The organism is Paenibacillus sp. FSL H8-0122, assembly GCF_038005345.1.
In the GTDB taxonomy this organism is placed as follows: Bacteria; Bacillota; Bacilli; order Paenibacillales; family Paenibacillaceae; genus Paenibacillus_AQ.
The window spans coordinates 3122555-3141417 of the sequence record NZ_JBBOTB010000001.1 but is presented as its reverse complement, the minus strand read 5'-3'; the positions used below and the strand labels follow the sequence as shown (position 1 = coordinate 3141417).

General features: G+C 52.5%; 14 protein-coding genes and 1 pseudogene. 10 read left to right on the top strand and 5 right to left on the bottom strand.

Features of this window, described 5'->3' with window-relative positions:
• Positions 1–29: 29 nt before the first annotated feature.
• The gene (locus tag NSS64_RS13695) at positions 30–1967 is read right to left on the bottom strand and encodes an AraC family transcriptional regulator (RefSeq protein ID WP_341140465.1); all 1938 of its coding nucleotides are present in this window, start codon (positions 1965–1967) and stop codon (positions 30–32) included.
• Positions 1968–2296: 329 nt separating this feature from the next.
• Between NSS64_RS13695 and NSS64_RS32765 the strand changes: the two are divergent.
• Positions 2297–2389: pseudogene (locus NSS64_RS32765) on the top strand (class I SAM-dependent methyltransferase); the annotation flags it as partial.
• A gap of 90 nt (positions 2390–2479) precedes the next feature.
• Here the strand turns inward: NSS64_RS32765 and NSS64_RS13685 are convergent.
• Positions 2480–2686 (bottom strand): DUF1657 domain-containing protein, encoded by a 207-nt coding sequence (locus NSS64_RS13685; RefSeq protein ID WP_340941015.1) that lies wholly within the window; start codon positions 2684–2686, stop codon positions 2480–2482.
• Positions 2687–2905: 219 nt separating this feature from the next.
• Between NSS64_RS13685 and NSS64_RS13680 the strand changes: the two genes are divergently transcribed.
• The 7 genes from NSS64_RS13680 (at position 2906) to NSS64_RS13650 (ending at position 11101) form a co-directional block, all read left to right on the top strand.
• Entirely contained in the window at positions 2906–3766 is an 861-nt protein-coding gene (locus tag NSS64_RS13680) for a DUF421 domain-containing protein (RefSeq protein WP_340941014.1), read from the top strand.
• A gap of 140 nt (positions 3767–3906) precedes the next feature.
• A complete protein-coding gene (locus NSS64_RS13675; RefSeq protein ID WP_445322067.1) occupies positions 3907–5340 on the top strand; it encodes a spore germination protein in 1434 nt (477 codons plus the stop codon).
• The gene (locus tag NSS64_RS13670; protein WP_339256453.1) at positions 5337–6497 is read left to right on the top strand and encodes a Ger(x)C family spore germination protein; all 1161 of its coding nucleotides are present in this window, start codon (positions 5337–5339) and stop codon (positions 6495–6497) included. Before NSS64_RS13675 ends, NSS64_RS13670 begins: the two co-directional genes overlap by 4 nt.
• A 16-nt stretch (positions 6498–6513) precedes the next feature.
• A complete protein-coding gene (locus NSS64_RS13665) occupies positions 6514–7602 on the top strand; it encodes a GerAB/ArcD/ProY family transporter (RefSeq protein ID WP_339256455.1) in 1089 nt (362 codons plus the stop codon).
• A 101-nt stretch (positions 7603–7703) separates the two neighbouring features.
• On the top strand, positions 7704–8681 hold the full coding sequence (locus NSS64_RS13660) for an AAA family ATPase (protein WP_339256457.1): 978 nt from the start codon (positions 7704–7706) through the stop codon (positions 8679–8681).
• A 3-nt stretch (positions 8682–8684) separates the two neighbouring features.
• On the top strand, positions 8685–9773 hold the full coding sequence (locus NSS64_RS13655; protein WP_339256459.1) for a DUF58 domain-containing protein: 1089 nt from the start codon (positions 8685–8687) through the stop codon (positions 9771–9773).
• Entirely contained in the window at positions 9770–11101 is a 1332-nt protein-coding gene (locus tag NSS64_RS13650; RefSeq protein WP_341140464.1) for a hypothetical protein, read from the top strand. The genes NSS64_RS13655 and NSS64_RS13650 overlap by 4 nt, the downstream gene beginning before the upstream one ends.
• A 111-nt stretch (positions 11102–11212) precedes the next feature.
• Here the strand turns inward: NSS64_RS13650 and NSS64_RS13645 are convergent, their stop codons facing one another.
• From NSS64_RS13645 to NSS64_RS13635, 3 genes are all read right to left on the bottom strand, one after another.
• Entirely contained in the window at positions 11213–11539 is a 327-nt protein-coding gene (locus NSS64_RS13645) for an AzlD domain-containing protein (protein WP_341140463.1), read from the bottom strand.
• The gene (locus NSS64_RS13640) at positions 11530–12294 is read right to left on the bottom strand and encodes an AzlC family ABC transporter permease (RefSeq protein ID WP_083684804.1); all 765 of its coding nucleotides are present in this window, start codon (positions 12292–12294) and stop codon (positions 11530–11532) included. The genes NSS64_RS13645 and NSS64_RS13640 overlap by 10 nt, the downstream gene beginning before the upstream one ends.
• 711 nt (positions 12295–13005) lie before the next feature.
• Positions 13006–15069, bottom strand: a complete 2064-nt coding sequence (locus tag NSS64_RS13635) for a beta-galactosidase (RefSeq protein ID WP_341140462.1) — start codon at positions 15067–15069, stop codon at positions 13006–13008.
• A 144-nt stretch (positions 15070–15213) separates the two neighbouring features.
• On the opposite strand from NSS64_RS13635, the gene NSS64_RS13630 reads away from it, so the two are divergent.
• Together NSS64_RS13630 and NSS64_RS13625 are read left to right on the top strand one after the other, a co-directional pair.
• Positions 15214–16047, top strand: a complete 834-nt coding sequence (locus NSS64_RS13630) for a helix-turn-helix transcriptional regulator (protein WP_340941001.1) — start codon at positions 15214–15216, stop codon at positions 16045–16047.
• Between the two features lie 184 nt (positions 16048–16231).
• Positions 16232–18841 carry a hypothetical protein gene (locus tag NSS64_RS13625; RefSeq protein WP_340941000.1) on the top strand — a complete coding sequence of 870 codons (2610 nt, stop codon included), beginning with the start codon at positions 16232–16234 and terminating at the stop codon, positions 18839–18841.
• Positions 18842–18863 lie beyond the last annotated feature (22 nt).

The window sequence follows — 18863 nt, the reverse complement described above, 5'->3', positions numbered from 1 at the left end:
TTCTTTTACCGCCGTCTTCTCAATTCTGGTTATTTATCTGTCCCCAGTAACAAGTTCACAACCGTATCCAGCTGCTGCTCCAAAGAATAAGGGTCCTCCATGACAAATTCATCATGATAATTATCCCCGTATAAGAAGACTTTTCCATTCTTCACGGCAGGTACACTTTTCCATATATCACTTTCCATTGCCTGGTTTGTAATCTCAGCATCGCCATTATAGACAAAGATATAATCACCTAAGTATTCAGGAAGCACCTCAAGCGAGATTGATTCGAACCCCTCTTTCATATGTAAGGCACTTTCTGTTGGAGGCAGCTGCAGCATTTCGTAGATAGTGGAGGAACCATAATTTCCGCCCGTTGCCGCTAACACATAAACCGTTTTTTCGGCAAACTGTACGATGGATACCGTCTCGCCTTCTTTAATGACGTTAGAGACCTTTAACCTTGCTTCAACAACCTTCTGTTCGTATTCCGCAATCCATTCCTCTGCCTGCTGTTCTTTTCCGAATATTGAGGCTACTCTTCTGAATTTATCAAGCGGTCCGGCCGTTGACAGCTCTTCCCAATAAGGCAGAAAAACAGTGGTGCCGATCTTCTCATATTGGTCAACATAATCTTCGATGGAACCGATAATGAGGTCTGGCTCCAGCATGGTCAATTTCTCCAGATTCATCGGGAATTCTCCCAGATCTTCGATTCTTTCGAGTGTTTCTTGTGGAATCTCCGCCTTGTCCATCCAGCCTTCGTCGAGCATAAACGTTCTTGCCCCGACGGGGACAATGCCCAGTTTCAATAAATGGCCCATATATTGGTCTGCCGCCACTTTTACCGGCTCTGCGGGTACTTCAATATCTCCTCTTGGCGTGGATACGATCCGTGTCTTCGGACTTTCTTCAGAGGCAGCCGGAGTTGCTTGATTTACGTTAGTATTCCCGCTGCTTGAATCCTTTGCTGCTGTGTTCGTCCCGTTGGAGCAAGCACTGAGCAGCAGGGAGCCGCACAGCAGGATAGCAGCCATGGCCACAGATCTCGTTGGTTTAAACATATGTATTTCCCCTTTGTCCGTATTATGATAATGATTATCATTATTAATATACAGATCCGCACTATATTCAGAAATAGAGGATGTGGGGAAGTTTAATGGACTTTCAGCAACTTTGTGCTGCTCCAGCTCTCTATTTCTATGATGAGCAGGGGCTACACCTTTTCGTTTTTTATAAATCCTGCTGAAATAATACACGTCTTGATACCCGATGCTGGCCGCAATCTCCCCGACAGAAGCATTAGTTGTCATTAGAAGCTCTGATGCAAGGTCAAGCCGGTAGCGGATTAAGTAATCAATCGGACTGATGCCTGTATGCTCCTTAAATAAGGATGACAAGTGATAAGCACTGAAATTGAATACTTCGGCAAGTGAATCTAAGGTAATAGGTTCCGCATAATACTCCTGGATATAAGTGATTACCTGGACTGCAACAGAAGTTGTTCTGACCTCGGTCTTATGCTCTTGCAGGCGCAATTCCTTTAACGTCAGATGAACGAACTGGTAAAAAAGTGCTTTTACCTGAAGTCGCTCTTCCGGCTTGTCCCATTTCTGATGCATCTGCTGAATTCTGTTATACAGTAAAAGCGGTGCCTCAGGGCTAAAGCAATACTGCGATTGAAAAGGATTCGCTTCATGGAGCAAGGCTTTGTAGTAAATGATGTAGTAAATAAATTTATCGTTAACCGAAACGATGCTTAGGGCCGCCCCTTTGCCGCTATGTAAAAGTTGAAAGCCTGTGCAAGCAAATTCAGCCTGGTCTACCTGAACTTGTGCGCTTCCTTGTACCGACAGTAAGAATATATTGGCGGGTATTATGAACGCAGGAAGAGCTTCGCCTTGTGCTAACTCCATCTGCCGGATATCCACCAGCCTAATTGCAGCCTGATCCCAAAGTAATAATTGATTGCTGTTGTGCATGATGCGTTATTCCCCTCCGTTATCTGTCTGCTTCTCATTTTAAATGATAACCATTATCAATGACAGTCTGAATAATAATCGTGAAATTGAAAGTCACATAAATCCATATTATCCTCACATCGATGTATTCCAGATCTGTGCAATGAAGACTAGAGTAAATAACAGATAGTGGATGTAACGAACAAGGGGTGATCTTGATGGATGAGCGGTTAAGAGTTGTGATTGGGAGCGACGGAAGTCGGCATAATCAGGGTTGGCTGCATACGGAGGAGTCGGAGCTTAATCTTTTGAATGAAGAGGAGTGGGCCAACAGGTTCAAGAAAAGCTGAGGGTTTATCTACCGTTCCAGGCGCTTCGACCACCGCAATACAGAGGGAAGGTTAGGCTTTGTCTCGCTGATAGTGGATGCCGTTAAGGTGTGAAAATAACATCCGTCGCCAGCAAAAAGGCTGATCTCCCCAGCACAATGCGCTGCATCGAGATCAGCCTGTACTCCAATCGGTCAGCCCGGGCTAGAAGCCCCGGTACTGCGGTTCTTCCTTTTCCAGCTCGGTTACGCGTCCTTCCACCTGCGTGACAATCTGCTGGGTCTGCTCGGCCGCTTGGGTGAACAGGGTCTTGGCTTCCTCGTTTTGAGTCTCCATGGCGAATTGCTCCAGGCTGGCCTGGGCGCTTTTTAGCGATGCTACGCACGTCTTGACTTGTGAGGCGACAGTCATCGGTATACCCTCCTCCATATCATAGAAATGGATCATCATCCACGGATTCTAGTATCTGCATTCCCGCAGCTCATATTCTGGAAAATCACTCCAGCCTCACGAGAGCATAATCAGCTGACACGAATTTTTTTGGTTAATTCACCCCTGGTTTGACAAATACTGAAGCAGAATGTCTGACGACACAGAGCATGAAATATCACATTACAGGGGGTTATTCGAATGCCTGAAGCGCTGGAAGTTGTCCTGCGGACCTTATTCGCTGTGGTCGTAATGTTTTTTCTTACCAAGATACTCGGCAAACGGCAGGTTTCGCAGCTGTCTTTTTTTGAATACATTACGGGAATTACGGTGGGGAGCTTGGCGGCGTATATCTCGCTGGATACGGATAAGACCTGGCATCTGGGCCTGATTGCCTTAGGCGTCTGGGTTGCCTGTTCGCTGGGCATCGAATATCTGCAAATTAAGAGCAAGAAGGCCCGGGATTTCATTGACTTCAAATCGACGGTCCTGATTAAGGACGGCAAGATTCTGGAGAATAATATGAAAAAAGAGCGTCTGAGCGTCGACGAGCTGCTGGAGGAATTGCGCAAAAAGGATGTCTTCAAGGTGGCCGATGTGGAATTTGCGATTATGGAATCGGATGGTGCGATTAACGTGCTTTTGACCAAGGAGAATCAGCCCTTCACCCCGAAGGATCTGGGGATCAAGGTTGCACCGGAGAAGGAGACGCTCGCTGTGATTATGGATGGTGAGATTCTGGACGAGCCTCTGGATACGCTGAATCTGTCCCGGAAGTGGCTGCAGACCGAGCTGGAAAAGCTGAATCTGACCGTGAAGGAGGTTTTCCTCGGACAGGTAGACTCTTACGGTGAGCTTACCGTGGATCTCTACGCTGACAATGTCAAGGTGCCGCAGCCGCAGGATAAACCTCAGCTGTATGCGCTGCTGAAGAAATGTGAAGCCGATCTGGAGCTGTTCGGCCTGTCCACCAAGAACAAAGCAGCGAAGCAAATGTACGCAAATTGTTCAGAGCAATTGCAGGCGCTGCTGCAGAAGCTGAAGCCTTTTATCCAGAACTGACAGCATGGGCAGTTTCACAAGCAGGAGCCGGTGATCCGGCTTCTTTGTGGCATGTCCGGGCATAAATCCAGGAATGAACTGGAATACTAAGGCAGATTCCCCATTACCGGAAGGAGGCACCCAGATTGCCTGAACAGGATATGCTGGAGCTAATCAAGGAGCAGCTGACAGACTGCAGCGATGCGGTCTACCAGTCTATTAATGTCTACGGGCATTCCTGTATGCTGATCTATATTCCTTCCATCGTAGATACACTTAGCCTGCAGGAATTTGTCGCCACGCCCCTGAAGGCAGAAGCCAATGCGGAGCCGCACTGGCCGGATTTCATGGAGCGCCTGGATCACGGATCTGCATTCGCTATACCTTATATTAAGGCCTATCATCCCGGCCGGGTAGTGGAGCTGATCGTCAGCGGGAATCCCGTACTCAGCATCGCAGGCTTGCCGTATGTGTATTATTTTGAGATTGCCCACTATCAGAAAAGGGCGGTGTCCGAATCACAGAACGAGCTGGTGGTCATCGGGCCGCAGGAAGCTTTTATTGAGGATATTCAGACGAATCTGTCGCTGCTGCGCCACAAGATCAAGCATGCGGATCTGAAGACCAAGCATTTCGCTATCGGCAAATATACCAAGACCGATGTATATCTGGTCTATCTCGAAGGGCTCTGCAAGCCGGAGATCCTGGCGGAAATGGAACAGAAGCTGGGCAGTCTCGATGTAGACGGGATTCTGGGCATCAGCTATCTGGCGGAGCATATGTCCCGGGGGCAATTCTCCCCTTTTCCGCTCTATCAATATACGGAACGCCCTGACTCTGTCGCCGCCTCGCTCATGGAAGGCAGAGTCGGCATTCTGCAGGACGGCACACCGTCTGCTCTGTTGGCGCCGGTTACTTTTTTTGCGCTGCTGCAATCCTCCGAGGATTATTACCAGAGCTTTTATGCAGGCAGCTGGATCCGGCTGGTCCGCCTCTTTTTCTCGCTGATCTCGATGATACTGCCGTCATTATATGTCGCCATTACAACCTTTCACTCACAGATCATTCCCTCTGATCTGCTGATAACGATAGCTGCGGCCCGCGAGAATATCCCGTTCACTGCCCTGACGGAGGCGCTGATTATGGAGCTTACGTTCGAAGCCCTGCGTGAAGCCGGGACCCGTATTCCGAAGCCAGTGGGTCAGACCGTCTCCATTATCGGTGGTATCGTTATCGGACAGGCGGCGGTCCAGGCGGGAATTGTCTCGGCACCGATGGTCATTGTAGTGTCCATTACGGGGATCGCTTCTTACATCATTCCGCATCTGGAGCTTGGACTGACCTTCAGGCTGCTGCGCTTTGTGCTGCTCATTCTGGGCGGAACCCTGGGACTGATCGGCGTCTTTATTGCGGTATTTATGATCTATGGGCATTTGGCCCATCTCCGGTCCTTCGGCTCACCCTACCTGCAGCCGCTGGCGCCGCTTGTTTTGGAAGACTGGAGAGATACCCTGTTTCGCGTCCCCTCCCAGTATATGAATAAGCGGAGCAGCTCTTTTACCGACAGCAAAAATAAAAGGAGGCAGAAGCCATGAGAGCCGTCAAGCTGGGCATGGCACTGCTGCTGCTCTTCAATCTGACCGGCTGCTGGTCCAAAACGGAGCTTGATAAATTGACCTTTATCTATGGAATATTCATCGACAAAGGGAAGGAGCCGGGTACCGTTGAAGTCACAATCAGTTCGCCGCTGCCGAACCGGCTGATGTCAGGGGCCCAGGGAGGGAGCGGCGCGTCTGACGGCAAGGCTTATTCGATGATCACCAAGACAGCACAGACTATACCGGAAGCAGTAATCCTGATTCAGAAGGATCTGTCCCGAAAGATTGAGATTTCCCATATCAAGATTGTGGTCGTGGGGAAGGAGTACGCCAGGGAAGGCATTGGGGAAATGCTTGAATGGTTCAAAAGGCAACCGGAGATCCCCCTGGGAACCTTCATCATGGCTGCACCCGGCAAAGCCAGCGAGATTCCCAAATTGTCTCCGATCTTCGAACAGTTACCGGATCAGGTACTCAGCAACATTGCCCAAGAAAACCTCCTGTTCAGCACTACGATCAGAGACTGCATGCTCTCGGAGGCCTCGCATATGGGGTATGCGATGGATTATTTATCTTTTGGACTAAAGAGCGACAACACTGAGAAGAAGGAGGAGTACTGGGTTGGGGTCGGCGGTGTAATGCTGTTCCAGGAGATGAAGATGAGAGGTCTGATGAATGTCAGTGAGGGCAGAGCCTTGGCCTGGGCTGCGGGGAATCTCGCCGGCCACATCGCGTTTCCGGTATATTCGATAGACTGGGATGATGACGGCACAGGAGCTGCAAATGCCATCTTCCTCAGGAACACCGCAGCTTCCTCAGTAAGCATGACCCCCGAAGGTCCGTTGTTTCATGTGAAAATAAAAGGACATGCCAGCATCACCTACTTCAAGGATTCGGAGCACCGCGATGCGAACAAGCTCAGCTCCCTGCTTCTGAGCAAGCTTGAACAGAAGGTGGCCGGAGAAATCACAGCCGCCCTAGACCGTATTCGGCAGGAGGGTGTGGATGTGCTGCAATTGGGTATGCTGGTGGAATGGAATGATCCGGCAGAGTGGAGAAAGCTGCGTGAGCGTTGGAAAGACTACTATACCTCGGAAGCCCGGATTAAGGTGACAGCGAAATTCGTTATCGAGGATTTCGGTTCAGAAAAATAAGGGGAAGAAAAACAGTATGCAGACAACGAAATGGCAAATCACCAGGTTCTCTATCGTATATCTGGGCTCCCAGAGCACCATGTTTCTGGTTCCCGGCCTCATTGAATCCTCCGGCTATCAGGGGTGGATCGGAATTCTGGCCGGCTATGCCCTGGCGCTGATTCCGCTGTTCTTCACCGTTCAGATCGGGAAGCTGAAGGCCGGGGCAGGCTGGGTGGTTAGCGGCGAGGAAATTACGGGGAAATGGGTGCACCGGATGATAGTTCTCCTCCTCTTATGCTGGTGTGTCTACTATGCTTCGTATGATATCGAGAATTTTGTCCTGTTCTTCGGATCTAACTATCTGCGCGGAACACCGCCGCTGCTTATCCAGCTTCTTATAGGACTGGTCATTATGTACACGGCTCATCTCGGAGTCACCTCTATAGTGTATATGTCTGACGGCATATCGCTTATTTTCGTAGCTTCGACGATGCTGAGCATCTATCTGTTCATCCAGCATGCCAATTACGCCATTCTCCCGGCGTTTCTCCATTACCATGATCCGTTTATCGCGTTCAAGGACTCGTTAACCGTCATGTCCTGGCTGGGGGAATGGGTGGTGTTCCTGTTTGTTGCCCCGGAGCTCAAAATCAGCAAGAGCACCATGAAAAAGCTGGCCCTTGGAGGCATGTGCGTGATGCTGACGATTCTGCTGGGCTGGGTGATGACCTTGCTGAATTTCGGAGCCTATCTGGGCAAAGAGCTGGCGTTCCCCTATCTGCAGCTCGTCCGCAGCTCGTCCAACAACGAGCTTCTGGGCAATTCGGATCCCCTGCTGATCGGCATCTGGTCCGCTTCTATGTTCATTCACAGTTCATTTCTGATCTATGTAGCGAGTAAATGTGCTGCCTATCTTACCGGCCAGAGAGCGAAGAAGCTGCTGATTCCCGGCCTGACAGTCTGCTCTGTGACGATTGCCTATCTCTATTCCAGAAATCTGGCCCGGTATGATCACGACTATTACTCCTTCAATACGGCCCTTGTGTGGCTGATTGTAGAGTTTATTCCGATGTACTATTTCTTTGTGTTAATGCTCCGGAAGAAGCGGCAGCCGCAGGCATAAGCCAGGGCTGCAATTTCCGCTATTATATTATGTAGGCGCTTTCTGGTATGATTAGTTTATATGTACATACCTTTTTCTGGAATAGGATGGTGTTATTATTCATGAATCTTCAAGAAGCAACCGCTCTAATTGAAGCGATCCGAAGTAATCTGGCACAAGTTATTGTGGGCAAAGAGAGCGGCGTGAACCTGCTGCTGACCGCCTTGCTGGCGAATGGCCATGTGCTGCTGGAGGATGTTCCCGGCACCGGAAAGACACTGCTCGCCAAAACACTGGCCCGCTCCCTGGACTGCACGTTCAAGCGGATTCAGTTCACGCCCGACCTGCTGCCGTCCGACTTAAGCGGTATCAATTACTATAATCAGAAGACCGGCGAATTTCAATTCCGCCCCGGTCCGGTGTTTGCCAGCATTCTGCTTGCGGATGAGATCAACCGGGCTACGCCGCGCACCCAGTCAAGCCTGCTGGAGTGTATGGAGGAACGGCAGATTACGATTGACGGCGTGACACATGAGCTGGAGCGGCCGTTCCTGGTCATTGCTACCCAGAATCCGGTGGACAGCCAGGGGACCTTTCCGCTGCCGGAAGCGCAGCTGGACCGGTTCCTCATGCGGATTACCAGCGGGTATCCGACATTTGAGGAAGGGATACATATCCTCCAGAGATTCCGTCAGAATAACCCGCTGGAGGATACCGCTGCGGTGGCTACGGCCCGGCAGATTCAGGACATTCAACGTCTGGCTGCGGAGGTTACTATCAGTGACGAGCTGCTCGCTTATATGATGCGCGTGGTTGAGGCTACCCGTACCTCCCCGGCGGTCCGGCTGGGAGCAAGCCCCAGGGCAGCTTTCGCCTTGCTGCGCGCTTCGCAGGGATACGCACTGATCCAGGGCAGAAGCTACTGTATCCCGGATGATATCAAAGAGGTTGCGGTTCCTGTGCTGGCGCACCGGCTGATTCTTCAGCGCGGCCCCGGAGTCCGTGAAGGCCAGTCGGCAGAGGTAGTGCTTCAGGTACTGCGTGAAATTGAGGTGCCGGCTGAACCTGCTGTCCTGTCCAGAGGCGGAAGGGTGGAGTGATCCATGTCGCTGCCGTGGTTCATTGCAAGCACCTTCATCCTGCTGGTCCTGATCTCGCTGGTCTATGACCGGAATGCGCTGAAGAAGGTCAGCTATACCCGTTACTTCTCTGCCAAAGCGGTGTACGCGGGTGAGCAGGTAGAGATGGTTGAGGAAATCATGAACAAGAAGCTGCTGCCGCTGCCGTGGCTGCGGCTGGAATCCAGCATAGCTAAGGGGCTTGAATTCGGTAACCAGGAGAATCTGGGCATCAGCAGCGGAGAGATTTCCCAGAATCATGTCAGCCTGTTCTTCCTGAGGTCTTTCCGCCAGATCAAACGGCGGCATCATATCACTTGCAGGGAGCGGGGGCTGTTCGTCCTGGAGACGGCAACCATGACTACCGGCGATCTGTTCGGACTGAGCCGCAGCGCCAAGACCTTCCCGCTTCATCTGGAGCTGCTGGTCTACCCCGGATTGCTGCGTTTCCATGACCTTCCGTTGCCGGTTCACAGCTGGCTTGGAGAGCTGCCGGTCAAGCGCTGGATTGTCGAAGATCCGTTCCTGACCGCCGGTACAAGAGAATACAGCGCCGGGGATTCTCTGGCGAGCATTAACTGGAAGGCGACAGCCCGGACGGGAAGTATGCAGGTGCATCAAAAGGATTACACCGCCGATTCCCGGCTGGTCATCTGCCTGAACGTGGAGACGAGTGAGTCCATGTGGAGAACGGTTACCGATGTGCAGCGAATAGAGCTGGGAATCCGCTATGCGGCAACTGTAGCCGAGTATGCGATCAGCCACGGTATTGAGGTCCGGCTGCTCAGCAATGGAAGACTGGAGGGGAGCGGGGCGAGAGATTCGGTGGACACCTGGTCCATTGTTCATACCGAGGAGTTCCTTGGCCTGCTGGCCAGACTGAATCTGGACCGGACCGTGCCGATGAGCAGGCTGATGGAGATTGAAGCGGACAAGGGTGAGGCAGATAAGGATTATCTGATCATTACCTGTCACCGGGGGGCAGAGCTGCAGCTGGCAGCCTCAGGCTTAAGCTTCCTCGGAAACGGTGTAGAGTGGCTGGATATTCCTTCTGAAGGGGGCGGTGAGCTATGACTTCCCGAATCCCGGATGCCTTCAAAGAAAATTACGCCATATGGATGGCAGCCTTCATCGAATGGCTGCTGCTGCTCCCGGTATGGCTGGTGCTCCAGACTTATTTCCAGCCGGAGGCCGAGGCGCTGCGCTGGATCTATCTGCTGCCGGTACTGGCCGCAGCCGGTGTGCTGCTGCGGGAGAAGTGCAACCGCCGCTGGAAGCAGCTGCTCGCGGCGCTGGTTCTCGGAGCTATATCAGCGGCGTTAACCGGTACGCTGACACTTATGGGTCTTCCGCTGGCAGCCGGAGCGGCAGTGTCTGCCTTCCTTGGCATGACAGCAGCCACACGGGTGAACCGGCTGTGGCTGTATATCAGCGGGATCATGCTGTATTTTGTCGCTTCGATTGCCTTCTCGCGCATCCCCGGTCTCCAGCCGAGTGCACCGGTGCTCACCTGGAGCGGCAGCTTGTGCCTGATCCTGGCACTGCTCGCTACGAACAGCACCCACCTGCGTTATAGCTCCTTGAACGGAGGTGCAGGAAATCTGCCTCAAGGACTGCGGCGGCATAACCGGATGTTCGTAATCGGCTTCATTATCCTGGCAGCACTGCTTGCAGCGGGGGGCGGTAGGGCGGTTGGAATGCTGCTGTGGAATATGACACGGGCATTCTTTGCCTGGCTCAGCCGGTTATCCTCCGGTTCCGAGGAGGCACCGCCAGCAGAAGCTCTGCCTGAGGCCATCCCTCCCATGCCGGCAGCGGAGCCGGGGGAGCCTGGCTTGTTGTCGATGATTCTGAATATAGGCTTCTATATTCTGGGTGCGGCAGCCATTCTTGCCCTGATGTATTTTATTCTGCGTTGGTTGTACAGAAATACAGGAGGTATCCTGCGAAGAGCGATGGACAGGCTGCTGTCCCTGCTGCGCAGAGACACACCTGCGGCTGCGGGGTATCAGGATGAGGAGACCAGCCTGTTCAACTGGGAGCAGACGGTCCAGGATTTCCGGCAATACGTGCGTTCCAAGCTGACACCAGCCAGCCGCCGGGACCGCTGGGAGGTGATGGACGGCAGCCGCGAGCGTATCCGCTGGCTCTACCGGCACTGGCTGCGGGCCAGACATGAGGAAGGGTATGAGGTGAAGCCCTACCTGACCCCGCAGGAGACATCCGCCGATGTAGCCGCCTGGTCGCAAGGCCAGAAGCGCTCAAGCAAACACACTGGCGGAGATGCCTCTGTTAATGACCGGCTGCTCGGCCTATATAACAAGGCCCGCTATACGGAGGAGGAGCTGCCTGAACTTACTGCCGCTGAGGCGGCAGCGCTTAAGGAGCAGTTGAAGCTGTAGCCGAATCATTACGTTCAGCGAATATTGGGAAGGAGCAGCAGCTGTGACTACTTATCTGCGCGCTAATTCCTTAGCCTCAATGTGATCGTACAGCGTATCCGGTGGACAGGGTCAGAACAGCAGACGCAGCAGCATCAGTGTCACAATACCGGTCAATACGGTAGCCAGCAGGCTACGGGTCTTGACGGCTACCCAGAAGGTGGGGAGGGCGGCGATTAGCTCAACATTGGTGGACAGGGCTGCGAACCTGCCGCCGGTTACGAGCAGCTCTTGGGCAACCAGTGCAGCCATGACAGCAATCGGCACATAGGTTAGCCAGCGCATACCCCATTCCGGGATCGTGATCCGGCTCAGCAGCATCAGCGGAAGGACACGCGGAATGAAGGTGACGAGGGCGGCTCCGAGAATGATTACAGCAATATCCAGTCTTATTTCCATTGTTCCATCACGACTCCAATCGTTGAGGCTACCAGTGCAGCAGCTATGACGCCCATGCTGGGCGACCACAGCACAGAGACGAGTACGGCAACAACAACAGCCGCTAAGCCGACAGTGATATCCAGTCTATACTTGCGCCGTCCCATAATGGTCAGGACCAGCAGCCCGATGAACATAGCCGGCAAGGCGAAATCCAGTCCCCACTTCTCGGGACTGGATATCCATTGACCGAGAATAGCGCCGGCGATATTGGCCAGGAACCAGTTCAGATAAGCGGTAATATTCAGGCCGTGCATCCATCTCTCGCTGATCTGCTTCCTTGCGGCGCTCTTCTGAATGGCTACGCCGAAGGTCTCATCTGTGAGCAGCGAGCCGATCAGCAGGTTGCGCAGCGGGGTCAGGTGGCGGAAGTAAGGCGACAATGCTGCGCTTAACAGCAGATGCCGCAGGTTAACCAGCAGAATCGTAATGACAATACCGGAGGCGCTGCTCCCGGCGGCAATCATGCCAGCGGCAATGAACTGGGCCGAACCGGCGTACAGGATGATGGAGATCATGGCGATTTCGGCAAGGGTCAGCCCCGCTGTTTTCTCCACAACGCCTGCGGCGAACCCGATGCTTAAGTATCCGAGCAGAGTGGGGAGGCAGTCCTTGACCCCTTGCCAGAACGTATCGCTGCTCTCCGGCACACTTGGGCTATCTGTAACCAGGCTGCCGCCGGATAGCGGCTCCTGATGAATGGATTCTGGCTTCATAGGTATGCTCCTTCTGGGTCATGGAATAACGGCTGGTATCAGACCTTAACGAGCCAGCGCCCCATTTCTGCAGCAGTCCTTCGGTTGCTGTAGGCGCTGGAACGCTAGTAACTGCATTTAGTACAATGGAATGCTGTAAAAAAGGCTTCGAAATAGAATCTATTGTATTCCGTACAATGGAATGTTGAAAAAAGGCCGTTTTTCACCCAAAACACAACATTCTACGGTATGAAATACAATAGAATCTCATTTTACGGTCAGCAATGCGGTTTCTATTGCAGGAAATACAATCTGCAACTTGAATGTAAGAGTAGAAGTCGGCAACGGGCGCCGTATCAGCCTAAGTTCGCGCCCCGATTAGAGTGCATAAGTAGGCTTAATTGCAATCTGTACAACTAAATCGCCCTATATGCCGCTGAATCTCTATTTAGGTGTATTTCGTGCAATTAAATGCCCCCTATACCTTGATTTTCGCCCATCGTGGCAGATTTAGTTGTACAGAATACAGTCAGAAGAGGAAAGCCTTCCGTGTCACTGTTTTTAGTTGCACAGAATACACTTATCTCTAAATGGTACGCTACGAACAGAAATACATTGTATTAATATCTAATAATTCATAGCGAATTGCAAGGGAATATTAGCTGTAACTGTAAAAAGGGTTCCGCCGTCCGCAGAGCGATCTGCGGCAGCGGAACCCTTTTGGATTCATGGTTATTTCAAGACCAGTACGCCGAACCCTTCCATCGTATAGCTCCCCGACAGGGTCTGGCCGCTTAAGAGATCCGTCTTGGCTGTCTTAAGCACAATCTGTGCCGGTTCTTCGCTGTAGTTGAGCAGGAAGGCGACACCGGAAGAGGCGTCTTCCCCCGTGGCACGAATCTGAAGTTCAACCTCTGGCGGCAGCTCCGCCCAATCGGCGGCTGGCGAGACCAGACCCAGACCGCCAAGCATCTGCAGCACAGCAGGTTCATTGAACACGGCGCCGTAATACCATACTTCGCCTTGGCCCCGGGTGTTGCGGGTTACCGCCGGTTTGCCGGCATAGTAGTCGGTCGCATAGGTTGCCATGACCTCCACACTGTCCTCTTCCACATGCAGGATGTCATTGAAGGCATCTGCACCGGTCAGCGCCTCAGGATCATGGTTCCAGCGGATGGAGGTAGGCTTGCGTGTTCCTTTGACCAGCGTGAATTCTTCAACCGTTACCCCGCACATCTCCTGTGCCGCTCCGGGAAAAGGCCGCATGTAGCATTGTCCGGTAATATCCTTGTAGCCTGTGCGGCAGCCGAAGACCAGCTTCCCGCCTTGCTGCACATACTGGTCCAGCAGGGCCGCCGTATCATCGGTCATAATCGCCGGATGCGGGTAGACCAGCACTTCATAACGGGCAAGCTCTGCAAGGGTTGTATGGCTGCGCAGGTACAGAACGTCATTCGGAATATGCTTCCGCTGCAGAGCCTTGAACCATTCCTTGTTGCTCTGCCACATGAACGGGCCATGCCAGACATCATATTCCCCGTCCCACTCATTGTCATAATCACGCACGATAGCAACGTTCGCCTGAGTCCGGCTGCCGATGAACTGCTGCCCGATGCTTGCCAGCTCGCGGCCGATCTGCTCCGCTTCTCTTACCCGCCGGTTAGGCTGGTTATGGTAGTCGTTCAAGCCGTGCCAATAGATCTCATTGCCCATGGTGGCGGTCCGCCAGCGGAAATAGAGCAGCATGTCAGCGCCGTGGGCGACCGACTGGTAGGTCCACAGCCGCATCTGTCCCGGCTTCGGTGAAGGCATGTCCAGCCGGTTGACCCATCCCCCCGGACCGGATTGCTGCTCCATGACACAGAAATTGCTGCTGACCGAACGTACTGCCGACAGGGACAGTCCCCAGCCGCGGTCAAGCATCGGGTTCACCTCAGACGGATCGAAACCGATGGTGGAGAACTGCGGATACGAGTCATAGCTGAAGAAATCCAGCAGCTCGTCATTCAGCTCATGGCTGTCCAGATGTCCGAACAGCCCGTTCGTGGTAACCCACTGGTTAGGGGCCAATTCCCGGAGGATATCTGCCTGGATTTTGGCGAAATGGATGGTGTTATCAGAGATGAAGCGCTTCTCATCCAGAGCCTGGTGCGGATTCGGCTGATTCGGTGAAGGAGTAGGCCGGGTGAGGCAGACCTGTGACCAGCTCGTATAGGTCTGATTCCAGAACACCGTGCCCCAAGCCTGATTAAGCTTGTCCAAGGTGGCGTACTTCTCCTGCAGCCAGAGGCGGAAGGCCTGATGATCGCTCTCCGAGTAGAATACATTGATCTCACAGTTCAGCTCGTTGTCAATCTGCCAGCCCACGACGCCGGGATGATTGCCGTAATGTTCAGCAAGCTTCGTTACAATCCGGGCACAGAGCTCACGGTATTTGGGACTGCTGTAGTTGTAATGGCGGCGCATGCCGTGCTGTAGCGTCACACCTTCATAAGTAACATTCAAGGCCTCAGGATACTTCTCTGTAAGCCAGGCAGGCGGAGTAGCCGTAGGCGTTCCCAGAATAACCTTCAGCCCGTAGCTGTGTGCCATGTCGACCGCACGGTCAAACAGATCGTATTGAAACACGCCTTCCTCCGGTTCAAAAATGGACCAGGCGAACTCAGCCAGACGAACAATGGTGAATCCGGTTTCAACCATACGCCGGTAATCGTCAGCCCACATGGATTCAGGCCAGTGCTCGGGATAATAGCAGACGCCCAGTTCAAATCGTTCTGCTGCAACAGGTTTCTTCATCTTAACCTCCAAGTGTAAAAATATGCTTTAATTTAGCTACCAATCTATTGTATTATCAGCAGTGTATCCACTTATATAACAGAATATTGCTATTATATCATTATATTGCGTGCTTGATTCAACGCAGGGCAGGAGGAGATTCACATGAGAAAACACTGGGTTCTGCCGCAGCCTGCTTATGCCCACTATGTATGTTATCCGGAGATGCTGGGGCATTACAGCGACTTCCCGGAGCATGCAGAGCGCAGAAGCGAGGGGTTCCTGAACAGCTATAATCTCCACATGGTTTTCGGGGGAGAAGGGTATGTATTTCAGGGAGGGGAGCGGATATCCATGAGGCGGGGCAGCGGCTTTCTTTTTCCCAGAGGGGCTTATCAGCAGTATGGTTCTGATCCCGGCGCCGCCTGGGATGTGCGCTGGATGCACTTCGCCACGGCGATGCCTCTGCCTATGCTGGAGGAGGCGGATCAGTCACGCGGCTACTTCTTCACCTTCGATCCCGGCACCGGTTATGAAGCGCTCTTCGAGGAAATGTACCGGCTCAGTGCAGGCTATGAGACCCGGAGTGAACCGCGCCTCTCCACACTGCTCTATGAGATTCTGGTTACGCTGATGCAGAACTCCGAGCCGCTCCACGGCTCCGTTCCGCTGGAGATCCGGCATTCCATCCGGCTTACCGCCGACAGGATCTATAGTGAGTGTGAGCGGCCCTGGACGCTGGAGTCTATGGCCAGACTTGCCGGTTATAGCAGCTACCATTTTCTCCGCCTGTTCCGCAGCATTATGGGCAAGACGCCGAACCGGTATTTGAGCGATTGCCGGATGGCCCGGGCGAAGCTGCTGCTGGCTTCCACCAAGCTGTCCGTTGCGCAAATTGCGCTGCAGAGCGGCTTTCAACAATCCAGCTATTTCATCAAGGTGTTCAGACAGCTGGAAGGGATGCCGCCGAACCAATACAGACGTTCCTTCAACTCATAGAATCAAGCCTTTTTAGGACCAAGTATTAAGAAAGTTTGTTACATTTATGGCAGAGTTCACGCCGCGATAGCCTTGGTTAGGTGACAGAAAGTTACAAATGGATACAAAGGGTTACAAAGTGGATACAAATTCCACGCGCCAAGCAACTATACTATTGCTAGTAAATACATCTGGAGGGAAATAAATGAGAAAGTATAGAGTTACATATGCTGCATTGCTGGTGAGTTCACTCGTTGCCGGCCAGGTGGCTGGCAGTATCACTGCGCCTGCTGCACATGCAGCCCCGGCGGCGAAGGCCCCCGCAGTATCCGCTCCGGCGGCATTCAAGTTCAATTCCGTTCCCATGGGTGCCGGAGTGACCGCAGTACTGGAGAATATCAACATATGGAGCCAGTCCAGCGGAAACATATTGTCATACACACTTAAATATACGAATTCCGGCAATTCAAGCGCGAGTCTGATGCATTATTTCTCACGTGTGGTCACTCCGGGAGGATCAGTGCTTCCGGGTAATCCCTTAGGTGCGGACGCCCTGAAGAAGAAGGTCGGCGCCAAAGAAAGCCTTAGCGTGACCTATTATGTAAATGTGGGACAAACCTCCTCCTTGCAGGGGATCAAAATCTCGATGCTGGTCTGGGATGCCAAGACGAAGGGGTATCTGAAGCAGACGGGATCTTTTGGAGTGCCCGCTAATTATTCAACTACGGCTGCAGTTGGAACAAGCCTAAGTACAGTCATGAACGACATTCCCGTCGCGGCCAGTGCAGACTCCCTCCAGCTCTACAAATACAGCGGCAAGGTCTATGCCAAAGTAGGGGTCAGTCTGACCAACAAGGGCAATAAAGTCCTCAGTGATCCGGGCTATTCGGCGTATCTGGTATCTGCGAGCGGCACCTCCTTCGAGCTGGCGCTGAGCGGTACCCAGGCGGATTACAAGATTCAGCCGCAGGAGAAACGGAGCATTTATTATATTACGGAAATCCCGGCCTATCTCAAAACAGATAATATGAAGCTGCAATTCACGCAGAGGGACGAGACCACGAAGCTGGAGCTGGCTAAATCTTCTTATAAGCTGCCCGCAGCAAGCTCGCCTAATCTGGTAGTGGGCAGCGGGGTAGTCAAAAAGATTGTAGTCAATAACAACACGGTAGACACGCTGCTCCGCAATGCCAATGTGTACGCACAGGATGCAGATGCGGTATGGACGTTCCAGATGCAGCTTAAGAATACCGGCAACAAGGCGGTAACCCTGCCAAGCTACGACCTGGCGGTCAAATCGGTGAAGGGCAAGGTTTTTCCGGTGAATGCCAAAGGTGTAAGCGGAGTAACCCTCAAGCCGCTAGAGACCAAAATTGTACCGCTTACGGTTCGCGTACCGCTTGAAGTCGATCAATCCGGATTGCAGCTTATGATGATCGAATCCGTAGGCGCAGAGAGCTCAAGTATGCCTGAACCGAGCGGAACCGGCGAGACAACCGGAAATACCGGGAATACCGGAACGCCGTCCACTTCGCCTCCTGCAACACCGACTGCCAAAATGGTTTTCCCGGTAGCCTATTTCGTCATTCCTTATGCCCTGCGTACGGAGGTAACGACCGGCCAGGAGTATATGACCACGAATTCATACGGTTCGTTCTCGTACAGTATAGAGTCTCTGCAGCGTTATCCTTGGAGAGATGATGATATCGTAGCTGCCAGACTGAGAATCACCAATACCCAGAACGTGTCTCTTACGCTGCCTGAGCTGAAGGGAACCATTAAGCTGGATAAAGAAAACCTGCCCGTGACTACAGAGCTGTATATGGACAATAAGGATTCTTCTGTCCTTGCGCCAGGGAAGTCGGCGGATCTGTATGTACTCGGCAAAATCGCCTATACCTCAGAGTTTCAGAATATGCGGATTGCCCTGAACGGCACACAGAATTCAGAGACCGTTCCGTTCCTGGATGTCAGCGTCAACAACTCGATTAACAGTATTCCGACCATCGAGAAGGGCAAGAGCTACACCATTAGCGGCAAAGGCAAAACCGCCAGTGTACAGGAGAACCGGACAACGATCTATCAAGGGGAGAGTCACAATCTGGTGTACACAGAGCTCTATCTGAGCAGTGAGGAGAAAAGACAGAGCAAAATGGCCCGTCTCCAGGCTTACTATAAGACCAAGGACGGCCAGTATTTCGAAGCGGGCACCAGCCAGTCGGAGAACAGCGCGTCTCCGGGTGCCAAGCAGCTCGTGGTCCTGTGGGCCAAGGTGCCTAAGGCTACGGACCTCGCGGATGTCTCACTCTACCTCGGTTCCGGTATCAAAGAGGGTAAGCTGATCGAGGCCAAGGAGGAAGCCACCGGATTCGTCAATGTGGCAGCACTTCAGCTGAATCCGCAGGCTAACGTACCGAAGAATACGCTGGAATCAACGGCATTATATCCTTATACAATTTCTGTTATCACCTCTGAAGGCAAGCGGATGAAGTCTTCGGATACCCTGGACATTACTATGAACTACAGCCTGAGGAAGGATAATCTATATGATGCAGGCGTTCTTGAGCATAAGCTGATTCTGCAGATTACCGATCCGTTCGGCATCGCTACCGAGAAGGTCCTTACACTGGGCACAGACCTGATTGAAGGGACGAACAACCAGTATTCCTTCTCCCTCAGCAGACCTGTGTATAAGACGATGGACGGCGGCGCTTATAAGTTAACCTTCTATGATGAGTTCCAGGGCGAACGGCTAATGCTGGGCAGCCAAGCCTTTGGGGTCACTAATGTGGTTCCGAACAAGACAGAGGAATAATCTTCATCCGCTCAACTAAACC